Below are 24,111 nucleotides of genomic sequence, written 5' to 3' on the forward strand. Positions count from 1 at the left end.
GTACATCGGAAATCGATGTGCCGACTCACGGCAAAACGGAACTGCCGAACGGCCAGGCGAAGTTTTTGTCAGCCTGATGACGGTTGTGGGAAAGTTTCAATGCGGTACGGATGGTCCTAACGCGACGCGCAGCCGTTCGCCCATCGCCTCGATACGGGCGCGCTGCACGCTGGCATAGTCCGCGTAAGCCGCGACCAGGGCGGTGCGCACCTCGTCGCGGCACAACGATCCGATCGCCGTCAAGGCGGCTTGCGCGCCGTTCGCGTCGTCGCATGCCGCACGCCATTGCGGGCATCCCACTTCGCCGAGCAAACGTTCGATACGCGTGTCCATCGACAGCCCGAACACGGGCACACCATGCGATATCGCGAGCACCGCCGCGTGATAGCGCGTCGTCACGACACAGGCAGCCTGCGCCACGGACGCGGCCACCTCGTCGAGCGTGCGCGGGCCACGCGTGACGAGTTCGATCTCGAACGGCAGCCGCGCGGCCAGATCGGTGCAGGCGCTGCGGTCGAGTTGCTCCATGCCCACCAGCACCGGCGTATAACCTTGCTCCCGCAGACCGATGGCGATCCGCGCGAAACGATCGAGATACGCGTCGTACGCCTCGGCGCGCGCCGCGTCCCAACTATGGAAATGCAGCGGCCCATAACGCAGCGGCGATGCTTCACCGCGCGCGTCGAGCTCACGGGCGCGCGCGGCGTCGGCGCGCACCGGCCACCAGAACGGATTGTTCGGACACAACGCGACGCGGCGCGCGGCGGGCGCCGCTTTGCTTGCTTCAGGTCGCGCCCGATAGGTCCATGCCGTATCGGCGCCGGCCTGCACGAGCACACCCAGCGAGGCGAGTTGTCGTCGCGCCGCGTCGTTGCGGCAGATGATCTCGCCGCCATCGGCGTTACGTTCGACGAAGCGCGTCAGCGCCGCACTCATCGTGCCGCTGTCGACACCATAGGCGATCGCCGCTCGCCCATGCGCATGCGCGAGCGCAACCCCGCCGATCAGCACGCCCGCCAGCGAATCCGAAAACTTCGACGTGTAAGTCGAGCCTTCGACGTTCAGCACGAGGTCGGCTTCGCGCACGGCGGCGTCGAGCGCATCGGGCAGATAAGGCAGCGCCGGCGTCAGGCGCGGCGTGTCGGCCAGCAACGGGTGATCGAAGCAGTCGCCAAGCGCGAACAGCGTGATGTCCGGCACGCGCGGCGCCAGCACGCGGTGTAGCTGCGCGATCGTTTCGATCGTGCGCAGATCGGCGCCGGTGTTGCCCGCGCCGGTGTAGCCGAGCAACAGGATGCGGGGCGCGGCGTTGGGCGCGCTCGGCGTAGCTGGGGGGACCGACCCACCCGACCCACCTGACCCACCTGATGCACCAAGCCCCTCGCCCGCCACACGCGAGCCGCTGCGGGCCGACGCGCGCCGCGCCGCGCCGATGCGTTGCTGCAGGTCGTCGAGAAACACTTCATCCGGCGCACTGGCACTCGCGTACCGCTCCAGGGCCGCGAGCGAGCGCTCCAACGGACTGGCCACCCCATCCCAATCCATCATGCCGCCCCCAACGCTTGCGCCAACTGTTTGATCTGCATCGCGCCGGAGTACGGTTCGACGGCAATTTCAACGAGGGTCACGCCAGCGTGAGCGCTGGCATCGGCGAGGGCCGCGTCCAGTTCGGCGCGCGTGCCGACCCGCCGGTGCGCCAGCCCGAACCCTTGCGCCAGCGCACCGAGGTCGAGGCGGTAAGGATTGCGGATGGTGCGCCGATAAGCCGGCGCTTGCGCGATGGGCAGAAAATCGAAAATCGCCCCGCCGCCGTTGTCGACCACGCAGACGCAGGCGGGGGTCCGCACACGCTGCGCGCTGGCTAATGCAGACAGATCGTGGACCAACGCCTGATCGCCGAGCAGCAGCAGCCCTGGGTCGCGACGCGCGAGCGCCTCGCCGATGAACGTCGACAGCGTGCCGTCGATACCGCTCACCCCGCGATTGACGTAGATGTCCTGACAGGCGGCGCGCACGTCGTAGCCGATATCGGCATGGCGCATCGACATCGAATTGCCGAGGTGAACGAAGGCAAAACCCGGTGCGGCCAGTACGCGATGCACCGCGGACACTTCGCCCCATTCGAGCGCGGCGACACAAGCGCGTCGCTCCCGCGCGCCGTAGCTGGCGACACCGGCCCAGCGGTCACGCCACGCGAAGGCGACGGGCGCGGCGGGTTGACTGGGGCGGGCGTCTGGGTGGGCGGCTGGGTCGGTGGTTGCTTCGGTGCACGCATGCGAAGGCATCCGGCCGCGCACCGCCTCGCCTAGTGCCCGTCCCAGCGCCAGCAATGCGCTAGCCGAAGACGCCACCACGACATCGCGCGGATCGAGCGCCTGATGCAGATAGTCATGTGCCACGCGGCACGGCGCGATCTTGATGGTGGGCACGTCGGCCTGCGCTTCAAGGTAGGCGTGCAACACCGGCAGCACCGGTGCGAGGCCGAAGCGCACGATCAATTCCGCACGCGTTGCCGCGAGCCGTGCGGCGCCGCCGAATACATCGAAGGCGTTGACGATCAGCGCGCCCGCCGCGCCGCGCGCCGCCGTCTGGGGCGCGAGTGCGGACGGTCCCGCGCGCAGTCCGCTGCCGGCATCGGCGAGCACCGGAAAACCGCTCGACGCCGCCAGCGCGAAAATCGCCTCGAGCGGCACGCCGGGTTCGGGGCCAACGACGATCAAGCCGTCGAGCCCTTCCGGGAGCGGCCGGTCGCCGCGCTTCGCCAGCACGCGAGTCATCACGCGCGCGACGATCTGTTCAGACAGGTGCTCGACCACGTGCGACGCCTGCGCTTCGAATGCCAGAGCCTCCGCTCCTCCACCGACATGGCGCCGCATCGCGATCCCGCGTCCATCCCCGGCCACATCGCCCGTCTCCCGCAGCGCACCAAGCGCACGCAGCGCACGCAGCGCACGAACCGTCTCACACGACACCGGCTGCGTCTCGACCGCATCGTAGACACCCGCCAGCGGCACGTTCACATGCACCGGCCCGCGCGTCGGTCGTCGTGCAGGCGGATGCGCGTCGGCTCGCGACAAGCCATCATCTACGTCATCCACGCCCCCGGCCATCGCCGCGAGCGCCGCCACCACGAGGCCCATCTCCTGCTCCACCGCCTGCGCCGAATCGACCGGATCGCCCAGATCCGCCTGAGCTCGCACGAACGCGCGCGTCGCGCCGAGATGATCGGCCATCTGCCCGAAGCCCGTGCCGCGTAAGGCTCGTGGACGATCGCAGGTCAGCACGACGAGCGGCACGTCGGCGGCGTCCGCTTCGGTCAGCGCCGGCAAGACATTCGCTACCGCCGAGCCCGAGGTCGTGACGATCGCGACCGGCGAACCGCTCGCCTTCGCGATGCCAAGCGCGACGAACGCGCCGCTGCGTTCGTCGGTGCAGACCATCTCGACGGCGATACGCGGATGCGCATCGACCGCGAGGCACATCGCACTGGCACGTCCGCCCGGGCACAACACCGCATGACGCACGCCGGCCGCGCTCAACATCTCGACGATACATTCCACCCAGACGGCGTTCAACGACTCGTCCCCCATCGCAGCATCATCGCAAAGCGCTTCCCCACCCATCGCGGCAGCATCGAAAACGGCCGCCATCACGCGACCTCTCGCGAAGCGTCCGCCACCGGCGTAATCGCAATCGTGCGCGCAGGCGTTTCGTCACCCGTCCGCTCGGCCGCGATCAGTCGCTCCATCACGCGCCGCGCGCGAATCGCGCCGGCATCGATCGGTAGCAGCGCCGGTTGCATCGCCCAGAAATCGTTGTCGCCGAGGTTCTTCTGCTGCGCTTCGAGCATCGGCAGGTCCTCGCACTCGAACGGCTTCATCAACCCTTCCACCGCATAGCGCACCAGTTCGTGCGCGGCCTCGCCCATCTCGTTGGGCAAGCCGAACGCGAAGAAATAATGCGTCGTGCGCTCCGTTTCCGGCGTGAGCCAATGCGCCGACGGCGCGATCAACCCGGCTTCGCGCGGCATGCCCGCCGCCGTTACGCCGACCACGATCGACAGCAGTCCCGGTGGCGTCCAGCGCACGTCCATCCAGCGGTCCACCCGCGTTCCCGGCGCTATCCCGAAGCCTTGCGCGACGAACGGCTGCAACGCTTCGTCGTACGCGCTACGGCGTACCCAGACGATGTCGCCGAGGCTGCCCGACTGCACGTCGCCGCGCGCGATCGCCTCGCTGCCCAGCGTATCGGGATGCAGAAACTGGAAGTGGCTCAGATCGAGCAGGTTGTCCGCGCTCAACTGATAATGCGCGCGCGTGTGCAGATAACCGTCGTGAGTGAAGTTCGTCGCGGTATCGACGAACGGAAACGACGGCAGCAGCGCTTCGTCCGCGCGCAGGGGATCGCCCGGCCAGAACCAGATAGCGCCGTAACGTTCGAGCGTGGGATATGTGCGCACCTTGGCGCCCGCCGGCACCCGGCCGTCGCCGTGCGGATTGTGCACGCACTGCCCGTTCGCCCCGAAGCGCAGACCGTGATAGGGGCACTCGAGCACGCCGTCGACGATGCGGCCTTGCGACAGCGGCGCGAAGCGATGCGGACAACGGTCGTCCAGCGCGATCGCGCGTTGTTCGGCATCACGATACATCACCACGGGCCGGCCGAGCAGCGTGCGGGTAAACGGTGTGCCGGAGCGCACCTCGTGGGAGAACGCGGCGACATACCACGCGTTTAAGAGAAAGGACATGGACGCACTCGCAATCAGATCGGCTTGAAAAAAATAGCGTGGCGCCGCTTGCCGGCAACCTCATGCGAGTCTAAGTACCCCGCCGTCCCACACTTTCAAAAAAACTCATGCCAATCCGAAGCTATGTGCATAAAACGCAGTTTCGCGATTCTCAACAAAAATAACCAGGCCTTGCAACGCTGAAAGGTGCTGCGAACCTTGCTTCGCGTGCGATTCCGGCCGATTGGGGTCTCTTTTACCGGCGCCATTCCGAATGCGGGAAATTGATACCGCAATTGGCATAAACCATTCATCTTCATTCAACGGGCGCGATTTCTCCCCCTATTGACCTGCATAAAGCCATTCGAAACCCTTTAGCCGTAATTCATGCCCTTTCCGTACCTGTTGAAGCGAAACAATTCGTTACAGCCCTGATATTTTAAGGGCCGTAATTTTCGGGGCACGCCAGATGGTTTGGGAAGCAACCGCAAGCATCAGTCCCCGGAGGGCATGTTGAAATTCGCCGTGATGACCACCAGCAGCTGTCTGTTCAATCTGATTTGCCAATGCTTTCACGACGAGGCAATCGAATGCTGCCGTTTCCTCGATGACGTCGCGCTGTCCCGGGCGATCTATCGGGAGGACTATCACGCTATTCTTGTCGACGCCGCCACGGGAATCGACGCGACGCGCGCCGTGTTCGCTCGGCGTGCCTGTTACGGCGACCGTCGCGCGCCGTTGATCGTGATCGGCGCATTTACCGATCGCGACAGCATCGAGCGGGCCTTCGAAATCGGCGCCGACGACGTGGTGCTTGCGCCGATCGACCGCGGCGAACTCGAAGCGCGCACCTACCAGGCGCTACGCCGCTTCCAGTCGCCGACGCCGGTGCAGTCCGAGGATTGGGCCGAACTCGGACCTTACCGGCTCGACCGGCGCACCGGCACCGTGCTGGTCGACGATCAGGAAATCCGTTTGACGGTACGCGAATTCGCGATCGCGTGGCTGCTGTTCTCGCGCGCCGGCGAGTATGTGAGCCGCCGGCAGATCGCGGGCGCGATCTGGAGCAGCACCGAGGATATCGTCGGACGCACGCTCGAACAGCACATCTACAAACTGCGCAAGAAGCTGGCGTTGAACGGTACGTGCGGTGTGCAGCTCCGCACGATGTATGCGCATGGCTATCGTGTCGAGTTATGCGACGGCCGGGCGGAGAGCGACGCGATCGCAGCGGATCTGGCGCGGGCCACGCCATCCACCCGCGCCCCGCAAAGCACGCGAGCCGCGCGCACCGCTGACGCGATCGTCGCGATCACCCACGCCGTGGACAGCGCGCGCGAGGAAATCGCGAGCGACCGTGTCACCCAGGCGGCACGCCCGGTGCGGGCGCTGGACATCCATGCAAAAGACAGCGAGACGGCACGCAACGCGCAGCCGTGGGGTCAGTATGCCGCCATGTGGCACAGCGGCGCGACGCACGTCGTGCATCGGCTGGCGGGCTTCACGGCGCCTGGCGCGGAGGCTTCGGACGGCGAGGCGGCGGTCGCGCTGACCTCGTTCTCGATTCCCGCCGCACTGCTGGGCGGCAACGCACGCCGTCGCTAGGCCGCGCTAGAAAAGCGGCTAAAAAAAGGCAAGCGCGGCCATCACCGCCTTGCCCCTGCCCGGCCTCGATCCAGACTCGACCCGGCTGCCTACAGGTCGAGCACCCGCGGCGACAACAGGAAAACCCGCTCCATATGCGAGCGCTCGTCGTTGTTGTAACGGAACAGCGCGCCAATCAGCGGAATCTTCGACAAACCCGGCACGCCGGTCATACCGTTGGAGTTGTTGTCCACGCTATAACCCGCGATCAACAGACTCTCTCCCTGACCGACGAACGCCTGCGTATTGATCTCGCTGCTGGTGATCACCGGAATGTTGTCGACCTGCTGCCCCGTGAGCTGACCGTCCTCGATATGCACGTCGAGCTTGATGCGTGTCTGGCCGTCTTCCTGCACCACCATCGGCAACACGCGCAGCGACACCCCCGTCGAGACGCTGTACAGATCCGCCGACGTATAACCGGACACGCGCACGAAGAATTTGGTCTTGTTGTCCATGACCGCCTCGACGTTGTCGAGCGTCGCGACCTTCGGCGACGCGTCGATCTTCGCCTTCGAGCTGCTCTGCATCGCATTGACGCGCGCCATCAGATAACGCCCGGCATCGCCCAGCACGGCGGTGATCGACGCGCCCACCGGCGTGGCCGAGACGACCGTGGTGCCGTCGGCGAGCGTCGAGGTGCCGAAGTTCGGGTTGATCGACCCGTTCGCGTAGCTGTTCTGTTGATAGGTCCCGCTGCCTGTCTGAAAGTCGAGATGACTGTTATGCGCCCGCCAGTCCACGCCGATCTGCTTCAACAGGTCGTCGTCGATTTCGATGATGTGCGCCTCGATCTCGATCAGCTTGGGCCGCGTGTCGAGCTGCTCGATCAGCGACGCGTACTGGTCGATACGCTGCGGCGTATCGCGGATCAACACCGAGTTGGTGGTGGGATCGGGCTGCATGATCGGCAACGTCAGATCGCCGCCGCTCGGCTGGCTCATCCCCGCTGAGCCCGGCGTGTTCGCGTAGCCCACGGCGCCGCTGCTGCCGTAGTTCGACGGCTGCGCATTGCCGACCAGACCGCCGAGCGCGGAGCCGTCGCCGCTCACCATGTTGGGCGGCAACGGCGGATTGTTCACCTGACCGCCGCCGTTGTTAGCGCCGTTGACGTCCGTCATCGGCGGGACGCGCTGCAGGTTCGGCGACACCGAGGTCTGCGACTGGCCACCGCCGCCGCCCTTCTCCTGTTTCGCGTGATACATGTTCGACAGCACCGTCGCCACGCCCGGCACCGTGATCGTGTTGCCGTCGATCTGCACCTTGTGGTCGGCGGCCCACGCATGCTTCAGTTTGAACACCCGGATCACCGAGCCGGTGCGGCGGCTGGCGTTGTCGTCCAGCCGCTTCGCGATCTCGCCGACCATCTGCACATATTGCGGGGGACCGTTGACGATCGCCGTCCCCGCGCTTTCGTCATAAAGCACCGGGAAACGCGGGTCGTCGACGCTCATGGTATGCAACGCCGCGCGCAGATCGCCGGCGGACGCGTGATCGAGTTTGATCACCTGGTGCGTGACGTCGTTGGCGCTGCTGATCGACAGCACGCTGCCGTCATAGAACCACACGAAGCCGAAGGTCGACGCAAGCGTATCCAGAAAGCGCTGCGGCGACATATCGAAACGCCCCGTCACCGCACCCTGCACGTTGCCCGCAATCGACGCGGCCACGCCCTGGCTGGCGGTGAAATCGCGCAGTACGTCTTTCAGATCCTTGCCTTCGACGGCAATGTGTACGGTCGTGCCCCGCCAACGCACCGGCGCGGCGCTCGCGGGTTGCAGCGCGCTCAACGTGAGGGACGCCGCGAGCCACGCGGCGCAGAACAGCGTCTTCGATTTCATGGAGTCGACTGTGTGAAGGTAAAGGAAAAGTGATGAATGCCCACCCGCCTTGCCACGGCGAAACGCCGTAAGCAGCCGCGATCGCGCTATCGTTCGAGCGTCTCGGACGGGGCTTCGTGAAACTGTTTGCGATAACCGTTGACGAGCGTCGAACGGTTTTGCACGCCCCATTTGCTGGCCGCGCCGAGCACGCCGCGCTCGCTCGAATAGGACCGGTCGGTGAGTTCCGCGCGAATCCGCTCCATGCGCTGACGGCGGATCAATTCGGTCGGCGACAGGCCGAGGAAATTCTTGAAGGCGCTTTGCAGCGCGCGCTCGGTCACGCCGATTTCGGCGGCCACCTCGCGTACCGACAGATCGCGACGGTCGAGGTTGTCGAGCACATAGACGTAGGCGCGGCGATATTTGGCCGGCAGGCGCGCGCCCACGTCGTCGAGTTGCGGCGAAGCTTTCGCGCTGCGCTGCAGGAACGGCGCGCGCACCTGCGAGTCCTCGCGCAGACACTGCATCGCGACCAGCGCATAGCGGCTATAGAGTTGCAACGATTCCTGCGCGCGGCCTTCGGCCTGACGCGTTTTGGCGCTGCAGTAGAGATATTCGAGCTGACGGTGCCCGGTCGTGCCGTTACGGCCGACCTGATGCAGCGGTTCGAGAATCGAGCAGGCCAGGTGCGGCGCCGCACCGGCCAATGTCGCCAAAGCGATTTCGAGGCGCAGCGTGCGTTGGTAGTCGGCGAGTCCCTGCTCTCGCGACCATTGCAGATGACGCTGCAATTCGCCGATCGCATCGCGATCCGCACACGCAGCCAGTCGCAATTGCTGCAGATAATCGATACGCGCGCGCAGCAACGGCGAGCGCACGCCGAACACGCCCCGCGCGAGACCATCGACGCTCGCATCCGTACCTTGACCGGGCCGCGGCGCGCGTTCGCTCGACAAACCCGAATGCCAGTAGACGTGATCTCGCAGCGCCGTCGCACCCCGCACTTCCGCCTGCACCGCGAAGTCGAAACGCAAGGTGGTGAGCAGCGCGTGCCAATGGCCGTGCGTATCGTCGAGGTCGCGCTCCACCCGCTCGATCAGATCGTCGAGCGCGTCGGCGGCTTCGCTGGTTCGGCCCAGTTCATAGAGCACGCAGACCATCCCGAAGTGGGCTTCCACCGCACGCGCCGGTTCGATTTCGGGTTCATCGGCGACGCGCGAAAAACACGCGAGTGCCGTACCGAGCCGATGACGGAAAAATGCCTGCCAGGCGGCATTCCGGCAGGACGCGGTACGAATCGCGTGCTTCGACGAGCGAATCAGTTTCTGGGCGCGGCGGTAGTTCTCCTCCGCCTCGACTTCGATGCCCAGCATCAGTTGCAGATCGGCGTGCAGTTGCAGCGCGTGCGGCGCGAATTCGGCGTTGCCGGCCTCGTCGGTCCAGCGGCTCGCGAGCTGGCTCGCGGCGTTCAGTTTGCCATCGAGCAAGGTGTCCAGGAAGCGGCTCGCCGACGCGGTGTGAGCACACGGTGACGGTGTCGCGAGCGCGGAGACCACGGGAAAATAAAGCATCGAAAGCATGGACGACTCCTCTGAGTGCGGGAACGCGTCGCAGGCGGCAAGCGCGTTGCGTCGGGTGGAGTCAATGTAGCCAGGCAGGTCGGGCGAAATTTCAATTAATCTGACATTCGCGGCGTGTTTGAGAAGGTTTGAGTTTTGCCGCGATCTCGCTGCGACGCATCGATTCATGCGGTACGTCATGCAACATTCTCAACGCAAGCTCAAGGGCGTTGGGTCGGCGGGGAGGCATCCGGCGTGCGCGGTGTGGGCGACGCATCCGGTGTCTTCGTCGAATCGGACAGCTCGCGAAACTCCGCCGCGAGGCCGCGCAACGTGACCTGATCGCGCACCTGATCCACGAAGACGCCGACGAACAGCGCCAGCATCAGCACCGTGACCGCGCCCTTGACCGGCTGACTGAGCGTCATCAGATCGAGCTTGGAGGCGGACTTCGCGGCAAAGCCGAACGCGAAGTCGATCAGCAGCAGAATGAACATCATCGGCGCTGCGAGCTTGGCGACGGTTTGCATCAGCGAATCGGTCTGCGCGAGCACGAACGATTCGAGAATGTTCGACACGTTCGGCGCCGCCGAAACGATCGGCCACCAGTGATACGACTCGTACAGCGTGCCCAGCAGAAAGGTCATGCCGCCGAGCGCCCAGAACGCCACGGAGGCAATCTGCCCGAGCAGCGTGGCGGTCGGCGTGGATTGCTCCTGGCGCGTGGGATTGGTGATCTGTACGTTGTTGTAGCCCGTCAGATCGTCGATATACGTGCCCGCCCCTTCCGCGACCCAGAACACGATCGACGCCGCGAAGCCGATCACGAGTCCGATCAGCGCCTCGCGCAAACCGACTTCGAGCAGCATCACGCCATGCAGCGACTGCATGAACGCAACGGGCTGACCATAGGCCACGTAAGAGCTGAACAGCAGCACGACCGCATTGCGCACCACGCCTTGCAGCAAACCGTCGGCGGTCGGCGGAAAGATGAACATCACGATAAACAGCCGCAACGAGCACACGCCGATCAACGTGATGTAGCCGACCAGCAGCGCGCCGAGTTGCGGCAGCGCGGAGGCGATGTCGTTCATGCGTGCGCCCCGCGTGCATGGAAGCGTCGGGCGAGCGCGGTTTCTTCGGCCTCTTCGTCGCTCGCGTCGCTCTCGGCGTTCTCCTGCACGCGACGAATCTCGCGAATGCGCTCGCCGCACAGATCGATGCGGCCCTGGTTCAACGCGATCTCGCGCTGCGTCTGCGCGATCGCCGCAAGGTTCGCCTGCACGGCGGCTTGCGCCTGCGCGAGTTCCGCGTCGAGCACACGCAGCCGGTCGTTCACCACGCCGAGATACAGGCGGCAATGATTGAGGTCGTCGAGCGAGAACGGCTCGGTGCCCGTCATCATGCCGTCCATGCGATGCTCGTAAAAGCGCAGCACCCCGGTTTGGTGCGCGAACTGCTCCTGCTTCGCGTCGCGCGCGGCGTCGAGCGACACCTGGGCGCTGCGCTGCGCCGCGAGCGTCGCACGCAAGGTCTCGTCGAGACGGCGACGCCGCGTGCACGATCGCTCCAGTGCGACGACGCGCCGCTGCTGCAAACCCGTCGACGCGCTCATCCGCCGAACCCGCTCAGGTCGTAGAGCTGCGCCTCGGTGTCCTGCGGCGCCGCGTAATCGCCGGTGCGCTGCGACAGGAACGCCTTGATCGCGTCGGCCTTGGCGATCGCCTCGTCGGCCAGCGCGTTCATGCCCGGCTGGTATTCGCCGATCTGCAACAGCATCTCGACCTCGCGATGCTTCGCCATCAATTCGCGAATCCGCGCGGCGGCCTGCACGTAATCGTCCGGCACGACCTGCGGCATCACACGCGACAAACTGCCGAGCACGTCGATGGCCGGATACTGATTCTTCGCCGCGATTTCGCGCGACAGGATCATGTGGCCGTCGAGAATCCCGCGCACTTCCTCGGCGATCGGATCGCTGCCGCTGTCGTCTTCGGCGAGCACGGTGTAGAGCGCGGTAATCGAACCGGTCTCGCCCATTCCGGCGCGTTCCAGCAGGCGCGGCAATTCGGCGAAGATCGACGGCGGAAAACCGCGCCGCGCGGGCGGCTCGCCGGCGGCGAGGCCGATCTCGCGACCGGCCCGCGCAAAGCGCGTCAGCGAGTCCATCATCAGCAGCACGCGCTGGCCGCGATCGCGGAAGTATTCGGCAATCGCCGTCGCGACGTAGGCCGCTTTCGCGCGCTCCATCGACGAACGGTCCGAGGTGGCGCAGACCACCACCGAGCGCGCCATGCCCTCGGGCCCGAGAATCAACTCGACGAATTCGCGCACCTCGCGGCCGCGTTCGCCGATCAGCGCGATCACGTTGACATCGCACGAAGCGCCACGCGCGAACATGCCGAGCAAGGTGCTCTTGCCGACGCCCGCCGGCGCGAAAATCCCCATCCGCTGCCCTTCGGCGAGCGTCATCATCGCGTCGACCACGCGCACGCCGGTGGGCAACGGCGCGTCGATCATGCGGCGGCTCATCGGCTCGGGCGGCGCGGCGAAAATCGGCCGCAGCGTGTCGGACTCGATCGGCGGGCCGCCGTCCACGGGTTCGCCCAGGCTATCGATCACGCGACCGAGCAGCATGTCGCCCACCTTGACGGAGAGCGGGCGGCCGAGGCCGATCACCTGGGTCGAGCGCGAAATATTTTCCAGCCGCGAGAACGGCGACAGCAACGCGACGTCGCGGGTAAAACCGATCACCTCGGCCAGCTGCAGCAAGGTGCCGTTCGCCGCGCGCAGCTCGCACAGTTCGCCGAGCGACAGATCGAGCCCGGCGACCTTGATCAGCGTGCCGATCACTTCGAGCACCTTGCCGGTTCGCGTGACGCCCGGCTCGGCCAGAATCTCGCGCTCGATCTCGTCGGTGAGCCGGTCGAAATCGACCGTGCCCGTCAGCCACGGCGTGCTCATGCGGCGTCCTCGTCGGAGTCCTCGTCGGCGTACCGGTTGCTGCGCGCCTCGGCCGCGCTGCCGGGCGGCGGCGCTTCGCCTTGCGCGTCGGCCACTTCCACCGAGCGCTTCAGCGCCCGCGACACCGCGCTGCGCATGGCGCGTAATTGCGTGTCGAGACTGGCGTCGACGGTACCGAAGTCGGATTCGCAAACGCAACTGCCGGGTTCGAGCCGTTTATCCGCGATCACCGACAGCGGAATCGGCTGACCGAGATCGCGCCAGCGCGACGCGAGCCGGTCGAAGGTCGCTTTGGCTTCGGTGTAGTCGTCGGGGTGCACGGCCACGCGCAGATAGGTCGCGCCTTCCACGATGCGATCGACGGTGGCGAGCGCGCGCTCGAACAACGCTTCGTGACGCTCCACCCGCACGATCTGCTCGACCGCCGACGCAACGATCTGCGCGAGGCGCTCGCGCATGCGGATCTGCAACTGGCTCTGCGCGTCGGCCACGTCGGCGAGGCGCTGCATCCAGTCGGCCAGCGCACGATCGCAACCGTCGCGATAGCCCTGCTCGCTGGCGGTGTCGTAGTTGCGCTGCGCCTGCGCAGCGATCTCCGCGGCCTGCGCATGCCCCGCGTCGACAATCCGGGCGGCTTCGTCGCGCGCCTCGGCCAGCAAGGCCTCGCGTTCGACGGCGAGTGCGGCGTAGGCTGCGTCGATCGAGACCAACTCGCCGAAGGTCGCGCGCGGAATCACGTCCGCCGACGCGCCGACGCGGGCGACCCATTGCCCGGCATCGTTGTCGCCAAAAGCGGAGCGCGCGTGCTTCAACCAAATAGCCATGCAAACTCCGGTAGCAGATCGGACAGACGCGCGAAGAGGCGCGCCGAACCGGGCGCGTCGAGCGTTGCGGGGACGGCGGCGAGCCAGGCCGGAGCGGGCAGTGCGCGCGGCAGCGCGAGCCGCAGTAACGGGAACGGCAGGCGATTGGCTTCAGCGGCCGCGTGCCCCACCTGCCCCACGTTTCCCATCTGCGCCGCGTGCCCAGCCTGCGTGCCCTGCGCGTCCGGCATGCCATGCGCCGCGCTCAAGCTGCCCAGATCGCGCAGCAGCAGCGCGCAGCCCTCGACGGCCAGCGCGTTCGCATCGAGCGCGGTCAGCGGCGGCATCGCCGCGCGCGTGGCGAGACGCGCGATATCGGGCGCGTCGGCCAGATGCGCGTCTTGCGTAAGACGGTCGACGCCGACGCCGGTCCACTCCGCCAGCAGCGAGCGCGTGCGTTTGTCGATCAGACGCCGCGCCTCCGCGCGCCGGAACGACAGCGCGCGCATGCACAGCACCTGCAGCGCGCGACGCGCCGGCAACACGTCGAGCAGCACGGCGTTCGGTTGAACCACGCCCGACGCCGACGGTGTGAGCGCGCTGTCAGTCAGCGCGGAGAATGAAGGGGGTTTGACGCCGGCCGCATCCGCGAGCGCCTGCGAACAGGTTTCGACGGCCGCCGCGCCGGCGCGTTCAAGCGCGCCGCGCCAGGCTTCCAGCTGCGCGGCGTCGGCGCCGAGCAACGCGGCGCTCCAGGAGGGATCGGCCCAATGGGCCACGGTCGCGAGGTTGCGACGGTACGCGTCGAGCGCCGCGGCCACGCGCTGGAAAGGCAGATCGGTGGGCGCGTTCATCGTAGCCGCGTCGCCCGTTCAGTTCGCGGGTCGCAAGCGGCGCAGACGCGCCAGCAATCCGCCGAAGCGGCCGCTCGCCGCGCCGTCGCCCGCCGCGGCCGCGTCGGCGCCGGACCGCCCCGCCAGCACGCCACGGCGCGCCAACACCAGCAGCGCGGTGGCGGCCAGCACCACGGCGCCCGCCAGCACGCCCAGCAGCCATGCGGGCATGCCGTTGCTCTGCGGCTGTTGCGCGTATTCGACCGGGTCGGCCGCCACGGCGGTGACGCTGACCTGATCGTAGGTGAGACCCTCGACGCTATGCATCACCAGCGTCTTGATCTGCGGCACCAGGGCGCCGATATCGGAATCGCGCCGGTATTTGATGAACACCGCCGCCGACGAAGGCTTGATGGTCTGCGCGAGCGGATCGTTGTTCGGCAGCACGATCTGCACGCGCGCGACCAGTACGCCGTCGATCTTCGAGAGCGTCGACGACAACTCCTGCGACGTGCCGTAGATGAAACGCACGCGCTCCTCGGTCGGCGTGGAGACGAGGCCGTCCTTCTTGAACAGCGCGCCGAGATCGTCGAACTTGCTGTGCGGCAAACCGCGCGCGCGCAACGCCTCCATCGCTCGCACCATCTGCGTATCGTCGACGTCGAGCGACCAGGTCTTGCCCGCGTCGGAAGTGTCTTTGGAGGCGTCCACGCCGCGCTCCAGCAGCGCCACCACCATCTCGTTGACGTCCTGCTCGGACAGATTGCCGTACAGCTCCTTCTTGCAGCCGCCGAGCGCGACGCACAGTGCAAGCACGCAGAGCAACGGCGCGGCGCGGCGGCGGGTTCGCGCGGTGGGCGATCGGTCGAACATGATGGCGGCGTCCGTGGCGGCGTTACTGGTTCTTCATCAGCGTTTCGATCGCCGACTTCGACGAATCCACCACGCCCATCTTCGCTTCCAGATCGAGCTGCGTGCTGGCGAGTTCGAGGGTCATGCGAATGGTGCCGGCGCTCATCTCGTTCATCGTCATGGTCGGCGCCTGCTGCGCGAGTTGCAGCGCGTCGTTGACGGTGTGTTGCAGCTCGGCGTCCTGACTCGCGACCAGCTTCGAGGCGACTGCCGTGCCGTCCTGTTGCGGCGTGACGGGCGCGCTCATTTGCCCCTTCTGCATCAGCGACTGAAACTTGTCGGCCAGTTCGGGCGAAGTCTGCGCGGCGGGCCCAGCGGCCGCGCCTTGCGACATCTGATCGAGCGACGCCTGCAAGGCGGTCGTGGTGGCGTTGACGGTCATATGCGGCTCCGTGATCAGGCGCGCAGGAAGGACGGGTTCGCGTAGTCGAGCGGCGCGGGCGTGGCCGTTACAGCGGCATGCGCGACCGGCTCCGCGGTGCTGGTCACGCCAGCGGCTTCAGCGGTCTCGGCGTCGAACTCCGCCAGCGCCTCGCACGATTTCGGCGTGACGAACTGGCCGCCCGCGCGCTTGACCTTCATCGCGTTGAGCAGATCCTCGCGGGCTTCGAGCGCGCGCACCAGCGACTGCGTATCGCGGGTCGGATTGTCGGCCATGGCTTCGGCCGCGCACTGTTTCCATTCGGGGTCGCCCTTGGCGGACAGACAGAACGCGAGCAGCGCTTTGGCGTAACCGAAGCGCGGCGCGTTCTCGCCGACCTGGCGCAGCACGTGAATGGCGTCGTCCCAGTGGCCGCGCACCATGTGCAGGATGCCGTCGAGCGTATCGATTTCGGCGACGCGCGGACGCAGCACGCGCAGCGCGTCGAGCACGAGCTCGATGTCGTATGGATCGGCCGACACTTTCGGGAAGTGGCTGAGCAAAGCGGTCGAGACGGTTTCGATCAGGCCGCCGACGACATCGGGGCTGCAGTTCAGGTAATCCGGCGTGCTGACGGTCATGGCGATGGGCTCCTGACGGAAGCGTTGAAATCGACCCTGCGGGTTGCAGCAGGTCGGGAAGGATGACGCAAACATAGCAACCGCCGCGCGGCGGGCAACCTCCGGATGCGAAGTCGCCGCACCGGATGCGAAGCCGCGCGGGTGCTTCGCGCCGTGGGCGGCCGCTTCGCCTCGCCCGGCGCGCGCGAGCGGCGCGAGCGCTATCGTCAGGCGGGGTCCCGAACTGCCCTGCCACGGCACGCGCAGCGTCTGCACAGCGCCCGCACGGCATCTACCCAGCGCCCTCTCCCACCGCGACCGAGCCGACATGAGCGACGAAAAAACCGAAGAGCCAACCCAGAAAAAGCTGCGGGACGCGCGCAAGGAAGGACAGGTGTCCCGCAGCAGCGATCTGACCGATTCGATCTCGATGTCGGCGGTCGTGCTGTTGCTGATGGCGGGCGCGAGCCACTTCAGCGACGCGCTGCGCGAAGCGGTGCTGATCGCCACGGGTTTCGTCGACGGCGATCATTCGCTGACCAATATGCAGACGCAGTTGTACAAGCTCGGCGGCCTCGCGCTCTCGGCGATCGTGCCGTGCGTGTGTATCGCGGCGCTCGCCGCGATTGCCGGTTCGATCGGCCAGGTCGGCATGCAGATCGCCACCAAGCCGATCACGCCGGACCCGAAGGCCGTCAGTCCGATGGCGGGGCTCAAGAAGATCTTCTCGGTGCGCACGCTGATCGAGTGCGCGAAGATGATCGTCAAGGCGGCGATCGTGTTCTGCGTGATGTGGCAGACCATCAAATGGCTGTTTCCGCTGATCGTGGGTTCGCTCTACCAGCCGCTGCCGGAGCTGGTGCGGATGTTCTGGGCGTTGCTGATCAAGCTGTTCATGGTGGCCGCGGCGGTGTTCGTGCTGGTCGGCGCCGCGGACGTCAAGCTGCAGAGCTTCATGTTCCTCAAGAAGATGAAGATGTCGAAGGACGAGGTCAAGCGCGAACACAAGAATCAGGAGGGCGATCCACGCATCAAGGGTGAACGGCGGCGGCTCGCGCGCGAGATTCTGAACGCGCCGCCGCAGTCGAAAGTGGGCATGGCCAACATGATGGTGGTCAACCCCACGCATTACTCGGTCGCCGTGCGCTACGCCCCCGACGAACATCCGCTGCCCCGTGTGATCGCCAAGGGCATGGACGAGAGCGCGGCCGCCCTGCGGCGCGCGGCGCGCGATGCGGGGGTGCCGATCATCGGCAATCCGCCGGTGGCGCGCGCGCTGTACAAGGTCGGCCTCGACGAGCCGATTCCCGAAGAACTGTTCGAGACGGTCGCGGCGATTCTGCGCTGGGTCGAATCGATCGGCGCGCGGCGCTCGACAGGCATGCCGGCATTGGACGACGCCGAAGCCGCATCGTCCGGTTCCCCGCACGACGCCACTGCCCCGCCGCCCGCCCTCCACTGACGAGACCCACCATGCTGAAGACACTGAAACTTCCTGCGGGCGGCGAGATCGGCATCGTCGCCCTGATCGTGGCGATCATTTCGCTGATGATCCTGCCGCTGCCGCCGACGCTGATCGACGTTCTGCTCGGCGTCAACATTGCGATCAGCGTGACCCTGCTGATGGTGACGCTGTACGTGCCCGACGTGGTATCGCTCTCGGCGTTCCCCTCGCTGCTGCTGTTCACGACGCTTTACCGGCTGTCGCTAAACATCGCGTCGACCAAGTCGATTCTGTTGCACGCCGAAGCGGGCCACATTATCGAGAGTTTCGGCGAACTGGTGGTGGGCGGCAATCTGGTGGTCGGGCTGGTGGTGTTCGTGATTATCACCACGGTGCAGTTCATCGTGATCGCCAAGGGTTCGGAGCGGGTCGCGGAAGTCGGCGCGCGTTTCACGCTCGACGCGCTGCCCGGTAAGCAGATGAGTATCGACGCCGACCTGCGCGCCAATCTGCTGAGCGCCGAGGAGGCCCGCCGCAAGCGCGCGACGCTCGCCGTCGAAAGCCAGTTGCACGGCGGCATGGACGGCGCGATGAAGTTCGTCAAGGGCGACGCGATCGCCGGCCTGATCATCACGATGATCAATATCGTGGCGGGGATCGCGGTGGGGGTGGCCTATCACAACATGAGCGCGGGCGAAGCGGCGAACCGCTTTTCGATTCTGTCGGTGGGCGACGCGATGGTGTCGCAGATTCCGTCGCTGTTGCTCTCGGTCGCGGCCGGCGTGATGATCACGCGCGTTGCCGACGAACGGCAGGCGAAGCCCGCTTCGCTCGGCGATGAAATCGGCCGCCAGCTCGGCTCCAGTTCGCGCGCGCTGTATTTCGCGGCGGTGCTGCTGCTCGGCTTCGCGGCGGTGCCGGGCTTTCCCGCCGCGCTATTCCTGCTGCTGGCCGCTTCGCTGACGTTCACCGCGTGGCGGCTGGACGCGAAAAAGCCGCAGCAAAGCAGTCACGAACGCGAATCCCTGCACGCCATGCAACGCTCGGGTTCGAAGATCGACGTGCCGGTGATTCTGGCGCGCGCGCCGCAATTCACCTGTCCGCTCGGCGTGCGCATCGCCCCCGACCTCGTGGCGCGGCTGACCATGCCGGCGCTCGACAAGTCGTTCGAATCCGAACGCGCGCGGCTGCAGGAAGAACTCGGCCTGCCGTTTCCCGGCATCACCATGTGGACCTATGCCGCGCTGCCGGCCTCCACCTGTCAGATCCTCGTGCACGACGTGCCGCAACGGACCATCGAACTACCCGCCGGCAAGGTGATGTTGCCCGAAGCGAGCCGCCTCGCGCATTCGGCCGCCGCCGTCACGCTGACGGCCGAGGACAGCGCCGCCCTGGACGCGCTCGTCGCGCAAGCCGAAGCCGGTCCGCCGATCGACCCGAGCGGCGCGCCGACGCGCTGGCTCGAAGAACGCGCGGTGCCGCCGAAGACGCCGGTGTGGCGCGCGGAACAGGCCATCGCGCACGCCTGCGTCGCGCTGATGCGGCGTCACGCGCCGTTGTTTCTCGGCATCCAGGAAGTGCAGTGGATGCTCGACCAGCTCGCGGGCGACTATCCGGGTCTGGTCGCCGAGGTGCAGAAGGTCCTGCCGCCGCAACGGATCGCCGACGTGCTGCGGCGCCTGCTCGAGGAACAGATTTCGATCCGCAATGTGCGCACGATCATGGAAAGCCTGATCACCTGGGGACCGAAAGAAAAAGACATGCTGATGCTGACCGAGTACGTACGCGGCGATCTCTCGCGCTTTCTCGCGCATCGGGCGGCAAGCGGCCAGCGGACCTTGTCGGCGGTGCTGTTCGACATGCCGGTCGAACAGCATATCCGCCAGTCGATCAAGCAGACGCCCACCGGCAATTTCCTCGCGTTGCCGCCGGATGAAGCTACCTTGCTGATCGACAAGATCCAGTCGTTCGTCGGCGCGACGCCGCGCGAGGGCGTGGCGCTGGTGACCTCGATGGATATTCGCCGTTACGTGCGGCGCATGATCGAGGCGCGCCTGGGCTGGCTCGCGGTGTATTCGTACCAGGAACTCGGTGAGCACGTCGAGTTGCGGCCGCTCGGCCGCGTGTCGATCTGAGGCCGCCGCGATGACTCATATCGTGTCGCGCCACGTGCGCGTGATTCCCGGCGAGGCGGACAACGGCACGGCTGGCGACGACGCCGCTGCGCGCCCGGCATCACGCGGTCGCGGTTTTGACTACGCCTCGCTGCTTGGACGCAGACGCGCCGTGCTTCGGTTGAATCATCAGGCCGATGCCGATACCGATCGCGGCGCCGGGTCGCAAGACGATCACCCTGCGGACGACGCTGAAGCCGCCGGGCATGCATCGGTCCCGGCCGCGCCGCGCCCGTTCTTTTGTCACGAAGACGGCGGCGGCCCGCAAGCGGCCGAAGACGCGGGCGGTTCCAGCGCGAATGGCGCAGCGGGCGCGGGCAACGTGACGCTGCCCGAACGCCTCGCGATCGGCTCGCGCGTCGAAGACGCCGCACAGCCCGTCGTCTCCGCCGTTTACCGGCAGCAGCAGCGCTTCGTGCAATTGCTCGGCTCGCTGGCGCGCGAGATCGGCGCATTCTGCGGCGATCCGTCGATTGCCGAAGCGGGCAACTGGGAAGTGCAACTGCCGCTCGATCAGAAACTGCTGCCGCAGACCACGCTGTATCTGACGCTTTCGCGTTTCAGTCTGCAGCTTCGGTTCGACACGACCGATACCGTCGCGAGGCAATTACTCTTGGAACACAGCGCACTGCTCGAGCGAGAACTCGACACCTTGCTGCGCGCGTGGGGTGAAGCCCGCGACATCGAACTGACTGTCTGGTGACAGATTCTCCGCGCATGACCTATCCGCTCGACGAGCCGACGACCGAAGATCAAGCCATCGCCGATCCGCAGGCGGCCGGTGAGCGTGCGCGCACGATGGAATCGGCAGGGTCGTCGGACGAGGCGGCGCGTAGTGAGGCGCGGCTGGCGGCGAGCGCTGCACCGGTGGTCGAGGCGACACGGCCGGCGACGGTCCCGGCGCACGCTGCCGCTTCCGCTTCGGCCGGGACGCACGCCGCGCCGATCGCGCCGCTGACGATGCCGGCCATGACACGCGCCGCCGCGCGGATCACGCGAACCGTCTGCGATACGCGTCTGGCCGGTCATCTGCGCGCGACGCTCGGCATCACCGAATGGCAAGCGTCGCTGACCGGCACACGCAGCGTCGACGCCTCGTACGTGGACGCCGGTATCGTCGACCTGACGCTCGCTTCCCCTGACGGTGGCGCACCGGTCAGCCTGCAGCTGTCGCTCGATCTGCATGCCTATCCGGCGCTGTCGATTGCCGCGTGGCCGGACAGCGACGCGCCAGGCGCGAAGCCGCCCGCCGACGCCGCCTTGCGCCAGGCCGTGGCGGGCGTCGTGCTGGAGCCGTTGCTCGCGCGACTCGGCAGTGCCGGTTTCAAGGACGTACGCGTCGCCGATGTACGCCGTGGACGTCTCGAGGAGACCCGGCCGCTGCGCGAACTCACGACGGGAAAGGGAAGTCACGCCGTTGCACCGGTGATTGCTCCCGTGATCGCGCTGTCGTTCATGCTTGCCGGGCGTCGCTATCAGGCCGCGCTGCGTGCGCCGGCCGCCTGCTACGACCTGCTCGACCGCCTGCTACAGGGCGGCGCTGGGACGCAGCCCCCGGACACCGCGAGTGGCGTCGCCGCCGTCGTAGCAGCAACGGCAACGGCAACGGCCACCGCCGGCAACGACCCGCATACCACCTCCAGATCGTCCGGTCAGCCGCCCTATCCGACCGTCGATCTCGACGTGCCCGGCAGCCTGATCCTCGGCGTCAAGCGCCTGCCGGTGGACACGCTGCGCGCACTCGAACCCGGCGACGTGCTGTTGCGCGCCACCTTCCCCTCGCTCGATGCGGCGCAGCCCGGCACATCGCACGACCTTTCTGCGCCCCGCGCGCGGCTGCGTGCCGTCGCCGCGTGGGGAACCCCCGGGCTCACCCGTGTGTGCGCCGCTGTGGAAATCGACGGGCAATCGCTCGTCATCGTCAAGGAGCCGAACATGTCAGAAGAGCTGGACCCGGCGAGCGCCGACGCCGGGCTCGCCATCGACGACCCCGCCGATCCGATCCGGATCGGCGAGCTCGAGCTGCCCGTGCAATTCGAGATCGATACGGTGGCACTACCGCTCGCCCAGTTGTCGGCGCTCGGCCCAGGTTATGTGCTCGAACTGCCGGTCCCGGCAGCGGACGCCCAATTGCGGCTCGTCGCACATGGCCAGACCATCGGCTATGGCGAGCTGGTGACGGTCGGCGAGCACCTCGGTATCCGCATCATTCGCATGGCGCACAGGCATGGTCCAATTCAGTGATATCACCGGGCTGCTGCTGGTCGTCGTTGCGATCAGCCTGCTGCCCTTCGTCGCCATGGTCGTCACCTCCTACGCGAAGATCGTGGTCGTGCTCGGCCTGTTGCGCAATGCGCTCGGCGTGCAGCAGGTGCCGCCGAACATGGTGCTCAACGGCATTGCGATTCTCGTCTCGATCTACGTGATGGCGCCGATCGGCATGCTCGCCGCGAAAACGCTCGAAGGCCAGCAACTCGCGACGCAGCCGTCGCAAGCGCTGATTCAGGCGTTCGGCGCGGCGCGCGAGCCGTTCCGCGCGTTTCTCGTCAAGCACACCAACGAGCGGGAAAAGCGCTTCTTTCTACGCTCGGCCTCGGTCGTGTGGCCGAAGGAAGAAGCCGCGCAGATCAAGGAAGACGATCTGATCGTGCTCGCGCCCGCCTTCACGCTGACGGAGATGACCGACGCCTTCAAGATCGGCTTTCTGCTGTACATCGCGTTTATCGTGATCGATCTGATCATCGCCAACGTGCTGCTCGCGATGGGCCTGAACCAGGTCACGCCGACCAACGTCGCGATCCCGTTCAAGCTGCTGCTGTTCGTGGTGATGGACGGCTGGTCGACGCTGATTCACGGCCTCGTGATGTCCTACAAATAGCGCGGACTTGCCTTCGGAGATCCAGATGGAAATCGATTCGCTGATCCGCTTCACGACCGAAGGCATGCTGCTGTGCCTGACCGTGTCGCTGCCGGCGGTGATCGTCGCGGCCGTGGTCGGCCTCGGCGTGTCGTTCCTGCAGGCGATCACCTCGATGCAGGATCAAACCTTGTCGCACGCGGTCAAGCTGATCGCGGTGACAGTGGTGATCGTGGTCGCCGCGCCGCTGTCGTGCGCGGCGATCCTGCACTTCGCCAACGAAATGATGCAAGCCGCCGTGCCGCTGTGAGGCGGCCCGTGCCGACCCATTCGCGAGGCGATCGATATGAGCCGCATCTCTCACCAAGGTAACGACGCCGCTGCCGCGCATGCGCAACACACCGCCGACGCGCAGCAGAAATCGGCCAATGCGCAAGGTGCGCGCAACGGCGCGCAGTTCGCGGCGCTGTATCGCGGCACGACCAATTTCACGTATGGATCGGACGCGCAGCGCGGCCCCTCGGTCAGCTCGGTGCGCGCGAAACGCATGGCCGACCAGTTGGCGCGCAAGCGTCGCGCGGCCAAAAAACAGCGCAGCAATGGCGGCGGTCTCGACGACGACGGCCCGGACGACGCCGAGGCGAATCACGCGGAAGGCCACAAGGTGAATCGCGACGGCGGCGGACGCGGCGGCGGCGGTGGCCAGTCGCAAGGCGATCACGGCGACGAGCACGGCACCGGAACGGCGCCCGCGATCAAGGCGCGCGGCGATCGCGGCGCGGTGCCCGCGCCGCCGTCCGGCCGGCTCGACGCGGTCGCGGCGCAGTACGCCCAGCCGGGTCAGGAAGGGGCCCGCGCCGCCGCCGTGCGCGACGCGTGGCGCGGCGACATGCTGAACCTGCGCGGGCAACTGGCTGCCAATCCGCAGATGCCGCTGGACGCGCGCGTGTTCGAACAGTCGCTCGACCTGCTCGGGGTGCAGCAGCGCATCGGTAGCATTGCAGCGGCGCTGCCGGGCGCGAATTCCGGCGTGGCTGCGTTGCGTGAGCATGCGGGCGGTGTGGGTGCGCAGGGCGTGACGCGGCTGCCGCCGCCCGAGCGTGTGCAGCGCTTCAACCTGCTGTTTCCGCTGTTGTGGCTGCATGCGGATAAACCTGCGACGGTGACGCAACGCGCACGCTCGATCGATACGCTGTGCGGGCTGCGCGGCGGCGTGCTTGGGCGAACCCCCGGTGCGGCTGCGGGTGGTGCCGGTGCAGCCGGTGAAGTCGGCGCATCCGCCGCGCCGGCCACCGCGAACGGCTCCACCACCGAAGCCCGCGCCCAGGCTGCCGCGGCCCCGCCGACCCCGCGCCGGGCCTTTCCGGGCGGCAGCGGCTAGCGGCCAGCCG

Annotated in this window: 22 protein-coding genes; 8 read left to right on the forward strand and 14 right to left on the reverse strand. The window is 66.9% G+C overall.

What is annotated here, in order from left to right:
- Positions 1 to 96 precede the first annotated feature (96 nt).
- From BX591_RS02765 to BX591_RS35970, 4 genes are all read right to left on the reverse strand, one after another.
- The gene (locus BX591_RS02765; RefSeq protein ID WP_111929180.1) at positions 97 to 1,548 is read right to left on the reverse strand and encodes a polysaccharide pyruvyl transferase family protein; all 1,452 of its coding nucleotides are present in this window, start codon (positions 1,546 to 1,548) and stop codon (positions 97 to 99) included.
- Positions 1,545 to 3,575 (reverse strand): thiamine pyrophosphate-binding protein, encoded by a 2,031-nt coding sequence (locus tag BX591_RS02770; protein ID WP_167444487.1) that lies wholly within the window; start codon positions 3,573 to 3,575, stop codon positions 1,545 to 1,547. Before BX591_RS02770 ends, BX591_RS02765 begins: the two co-directional genes overlap by 4 nt.
- Before the next feature lie 74 nt (positions 3,576 to 3,649).
- A complete protein-coding gene (locus BX591_RS02775) occupies positions 3,650 to 4,747 on the reverse strand; it encodes an aromatic ring-hydroxylating dioxygenase subunit alpha (RefSeq protein ID WP_111929182.1) in 1,098 nt (365 codons plus the stop codon).
- Between the two features lie 105 nt (positions 4,748 to 4,852).
- Positions 4,853 to 5,050 (reverse strand): hypothetical protein, encoded by a 198-nt coding sequence (locus BX591_RS35970; protein WP_146749719.1) that lies wholly within the window; start codon positions 5,048 to 5,050, stop codon positions 4,853 to 4,855.
- 186 nt (positions 5,051 to 5,236) lie between these two features.
- Between BX591_RS35970 and BX591_RS02780 the strand changes: the two genes are divergently transcribed.
- A complete protein-coding gene (locus BX591_RS02780; RefSeq protein ID WP_244146892.1) occupies positions 5,237 to 6,331 on the forward strand; it encodes a response regulator transcription factor in 1,095 nt (364 codons plus the stop codon).
- A gap of 89 nt (positions 6,332 to 6,420) precedes the next feature.
- On the opposite strand, the gene sctC is transcribed toward BX591_RS02780, so the two are convergent.
- The 10 genes from sctC to BX591_RS02830 all read right to left on the reverse strand — a co-directional run bounded on the left by sctC (position 6,421) and on the right by BX591_RS02830 (position 16,266).
- Positions 6,421 to 8,211: a type III secretion system outer membrane ring subunit SctC gene (sctC, locus tag BX591_RS02785; protein ID WP_111929183.1), complete on the reverse strand. Its 1,791-nt coding sequence runs from the start codon at positions 8,209 to 8,211 to the stop codon at positions 6,421 to 6,423.
- Between the two features lie 86 nt (positions 8,212 to 8,297).
- Entirely contained in the window at positions 8,298 to 9,773 is a 1,476-nt protein-coding gene (locus tag BX591_RS02790; RefSeq protein ID WP_111929184.1) for a helix-turn-helix transcriptional regulator, read from the reverse strand.
- Positions 9,774 to 9,973: 200 nt separating this feature from the next.
- Positions 9,974 to 10,846 carry a type III secretion system export apparatus subunit SctT gene (sctT, locus tag BX591_RS02795; protein ID WP_111929185.1) on the reverse strand — a complete coding sequence of 291 codons (873 nt, stop codon included), beginning with the start codon at positions 10,844 to 10,846 and terminating at the stop codon, positions 9,974 to 9,976.
- A complete protein-coding gene (locus tag BX591_RS02800; RefSeq protein WP_111929186.1) occupies positions 10,843 to 11,367 on the reverse strand; it encodes a type III secretion protein HrpB7 in 525 nt (174 codons plus the stop codon). The genes sctT and BX591_RS02800 overlap by 4 nt, the downstream gene beginning before the upstream one ends.
- A complete protein-coding gene (gene sctN, locus BX591_RS02805) occupies positions 11,364 to 12,716 on the reverse strand; it encodes a type III secretion system ATPase SctN (protein WP_111929187.1) in 1,353 nt (450 codons plus the stop codon). Before sctN ends, BX591_RS02800 begins: the two co-directional genes overlap by 4 nt.
- Positions 12,713 to 13,540 carry a type III secretion system stator protein SctL gene (gene sctL / locus BX591_RS02810; RefSeq protein WP_111929188.1) on the reverse strand — a complete coding sequence of 276 codons (828 nt, stop codon included), beginning with the start codon at positions 13,538 to 13,540 and terminating at the stop codon, positions 12,713 to 12,715. The genes sctN and sctL overlap by 4 nt, the downstream gene beginning before the upstream one ends.
- Positions 13,525 to 14,373 (reverse strand): type III secretion protein HrpB4, encoded by an 849-nt coding sequence (locus BX591_RS02815; RefSeq protein ID WP_111929189.1) that lies wholly within the window; start codon positions 14,371 to 14,373, stop codon positions 13,525 to 13,527. The genes sctL and BX591_RS02815 overlap by 16 nt, the downstream gene beginning before the upstream one ends.
- Before the next feature lie 18 nt (positions 14,374 to 14,391).
- Positions 14,392 to 15,225 (reverse strand): type III secretion system inner membrane ring lipoprotein SctJ, encoded by an 834-nt coding sequence (gene sctJ / locus BX591_RS02820; protein WP_111929190.1) that lies wholly within the window; start codon positions 15,223 to 15,225, stop codon positions 14,392 to 14,394.
- 22 nt (positions 15,226 to 15,247) lie between these two features.
- Complete coding sequence (locus BX591_RS02825; protein ID WP_111929191.1) at positions 15,248 to 15,646, reverse strand: type III secretion protein HrpB2; 399 nt, start codon at positions 15,644 to 15,646, stop codon at positions 15,248 to 15,250.
- A 14-nt stretch (positions 15,647 to 15,660) separates the two neighbouring features.
- Positions 15,661 to 16,266, reverse strand: a complete 606-nt coding sequence (locus tag BX591_RS02830; protein WP_111929361.1) for an HrpB1 family type III secretion system apparatus protein — start codon at positions 16,264 to 16,266, stop codon at positions 15,661 to 15,663.
- Positions 16,267 to 16,573: 307 nt separating this feature from the next.
- Between BX591_RS02830 and sctU the strand changes: the two genes are divergently transcribed.
- The 7 genes from sctU to BX591_RS02865 all read left to right on the forward strand — a co-directional run bounded on the left by sctU (position 16,574) and on the right by BX591_RS02865 (position 24,101).
- The gene (gene sctU, locus BX591_RS02835) at positions 16,574 to 17,707 is read left to right on the forward strand and encodes a type III secretion system export apparatus subunit SctU (RefSeq protein ID WP_111929192.1); all 1,134 of its coding nucleotides are present in this window, start codon (positions 16,574 to 16,576) and stop codon (positions 17,705 to 17,707) included.
- 11 nt (positions 17,708 to 17,718) lie between these two features.
- Positions 17,719 to 19,824: a type III secretion system export apparatus subunit SctV gene (sctV, locus tag BX591_RS02840; protein WP_111929193.1), complete on the forward strand. Its 2,106-nt coding sequence runs from the start codon at positions 17,719 to 17,721 to the stop codon at positions 19,822 to 19,824.
- Between the two features lie 10 nt (positions 19,825 to 19,834).
- Positions 19,835 to 20,566, forward strand: coding sequence for a type III secretion system protein SctP (gene sctP / locus BX591_RS02845; protein ID WP_111929194.1), 732 nt, complete (start codon positions 19,835 to 19,837; stop codon positions 20,564 to 20,566).
- A gap of 143 nt (positions 20,567 to 20,709) precedes the next feature.
- Positions 20,710 to 22,107 carry a type III secretion system cytoplasmic ring protein SctQ gene (gene sctQ, locus BX591_RS36325; protein WP_420849319.1) on the forward strand — a complete coding sequence of 466 codons (1,398 nt, stop codon included), beginning with the start codon at positions 20,710 to 20,712 and terminating at the stop codon, positions 22,105 to 22,107.
- The gene (gene sctR, locus BX591_RS02855; protein ID WP_035546643.1) at positions 22,091 to 22,741 is read left to right on the forward strand and encodes a type III secretion system export apparatus subunit SctR; all 651 of its coding nucleotides are present in this window, start codon (positions 22,091 to 22,093) and stop codon (positions 22,739 to 22,741) included. The genes sctQ and sctR overlap by 17 nt, the downstream gene beginning before the upstream one ends.
- Before the next feature lie 25 nt (positions 22,742 to 22,766).
- Positions 22,767 to 23,030, forward strand: a complete 264-nt coding sequence (gene sctS / locus BX591_RS02860) for a type III secretion system export apparatus subunit SctS (RefSeq protein WP_035546645.1) — start codon at positions 22,767 to 22,769, stop codon at positions 23,028 to 23,030.
- A 36-nt stretch (positions 23,031 to 23,066) separates the two neighbouring features.
- Positions 23,067 to 24,101, forward strand: a complete 1,035-nt coding sequence (locus BX591_RS02865; RefSeq protein WP_111929195.1) for a hypothetical protein — start codon at positions 23,067 to 23,069, stop codon at positions 24,099 to 24,101.
- The last annotated feature ends 10 nt before the right edge of the window (positions 24,102 to 24,111 follow it).

This window comes from Paraburkholderia bryophila, from assembly GCF_003269035.1.
Classification (GTDB): Bacteria; Pseudomonadota; Gammaproteobacteria; order Burkholderiales; family Burkholderiaceae; genus Paraburkholderia; species Paraburkholderia bryophila.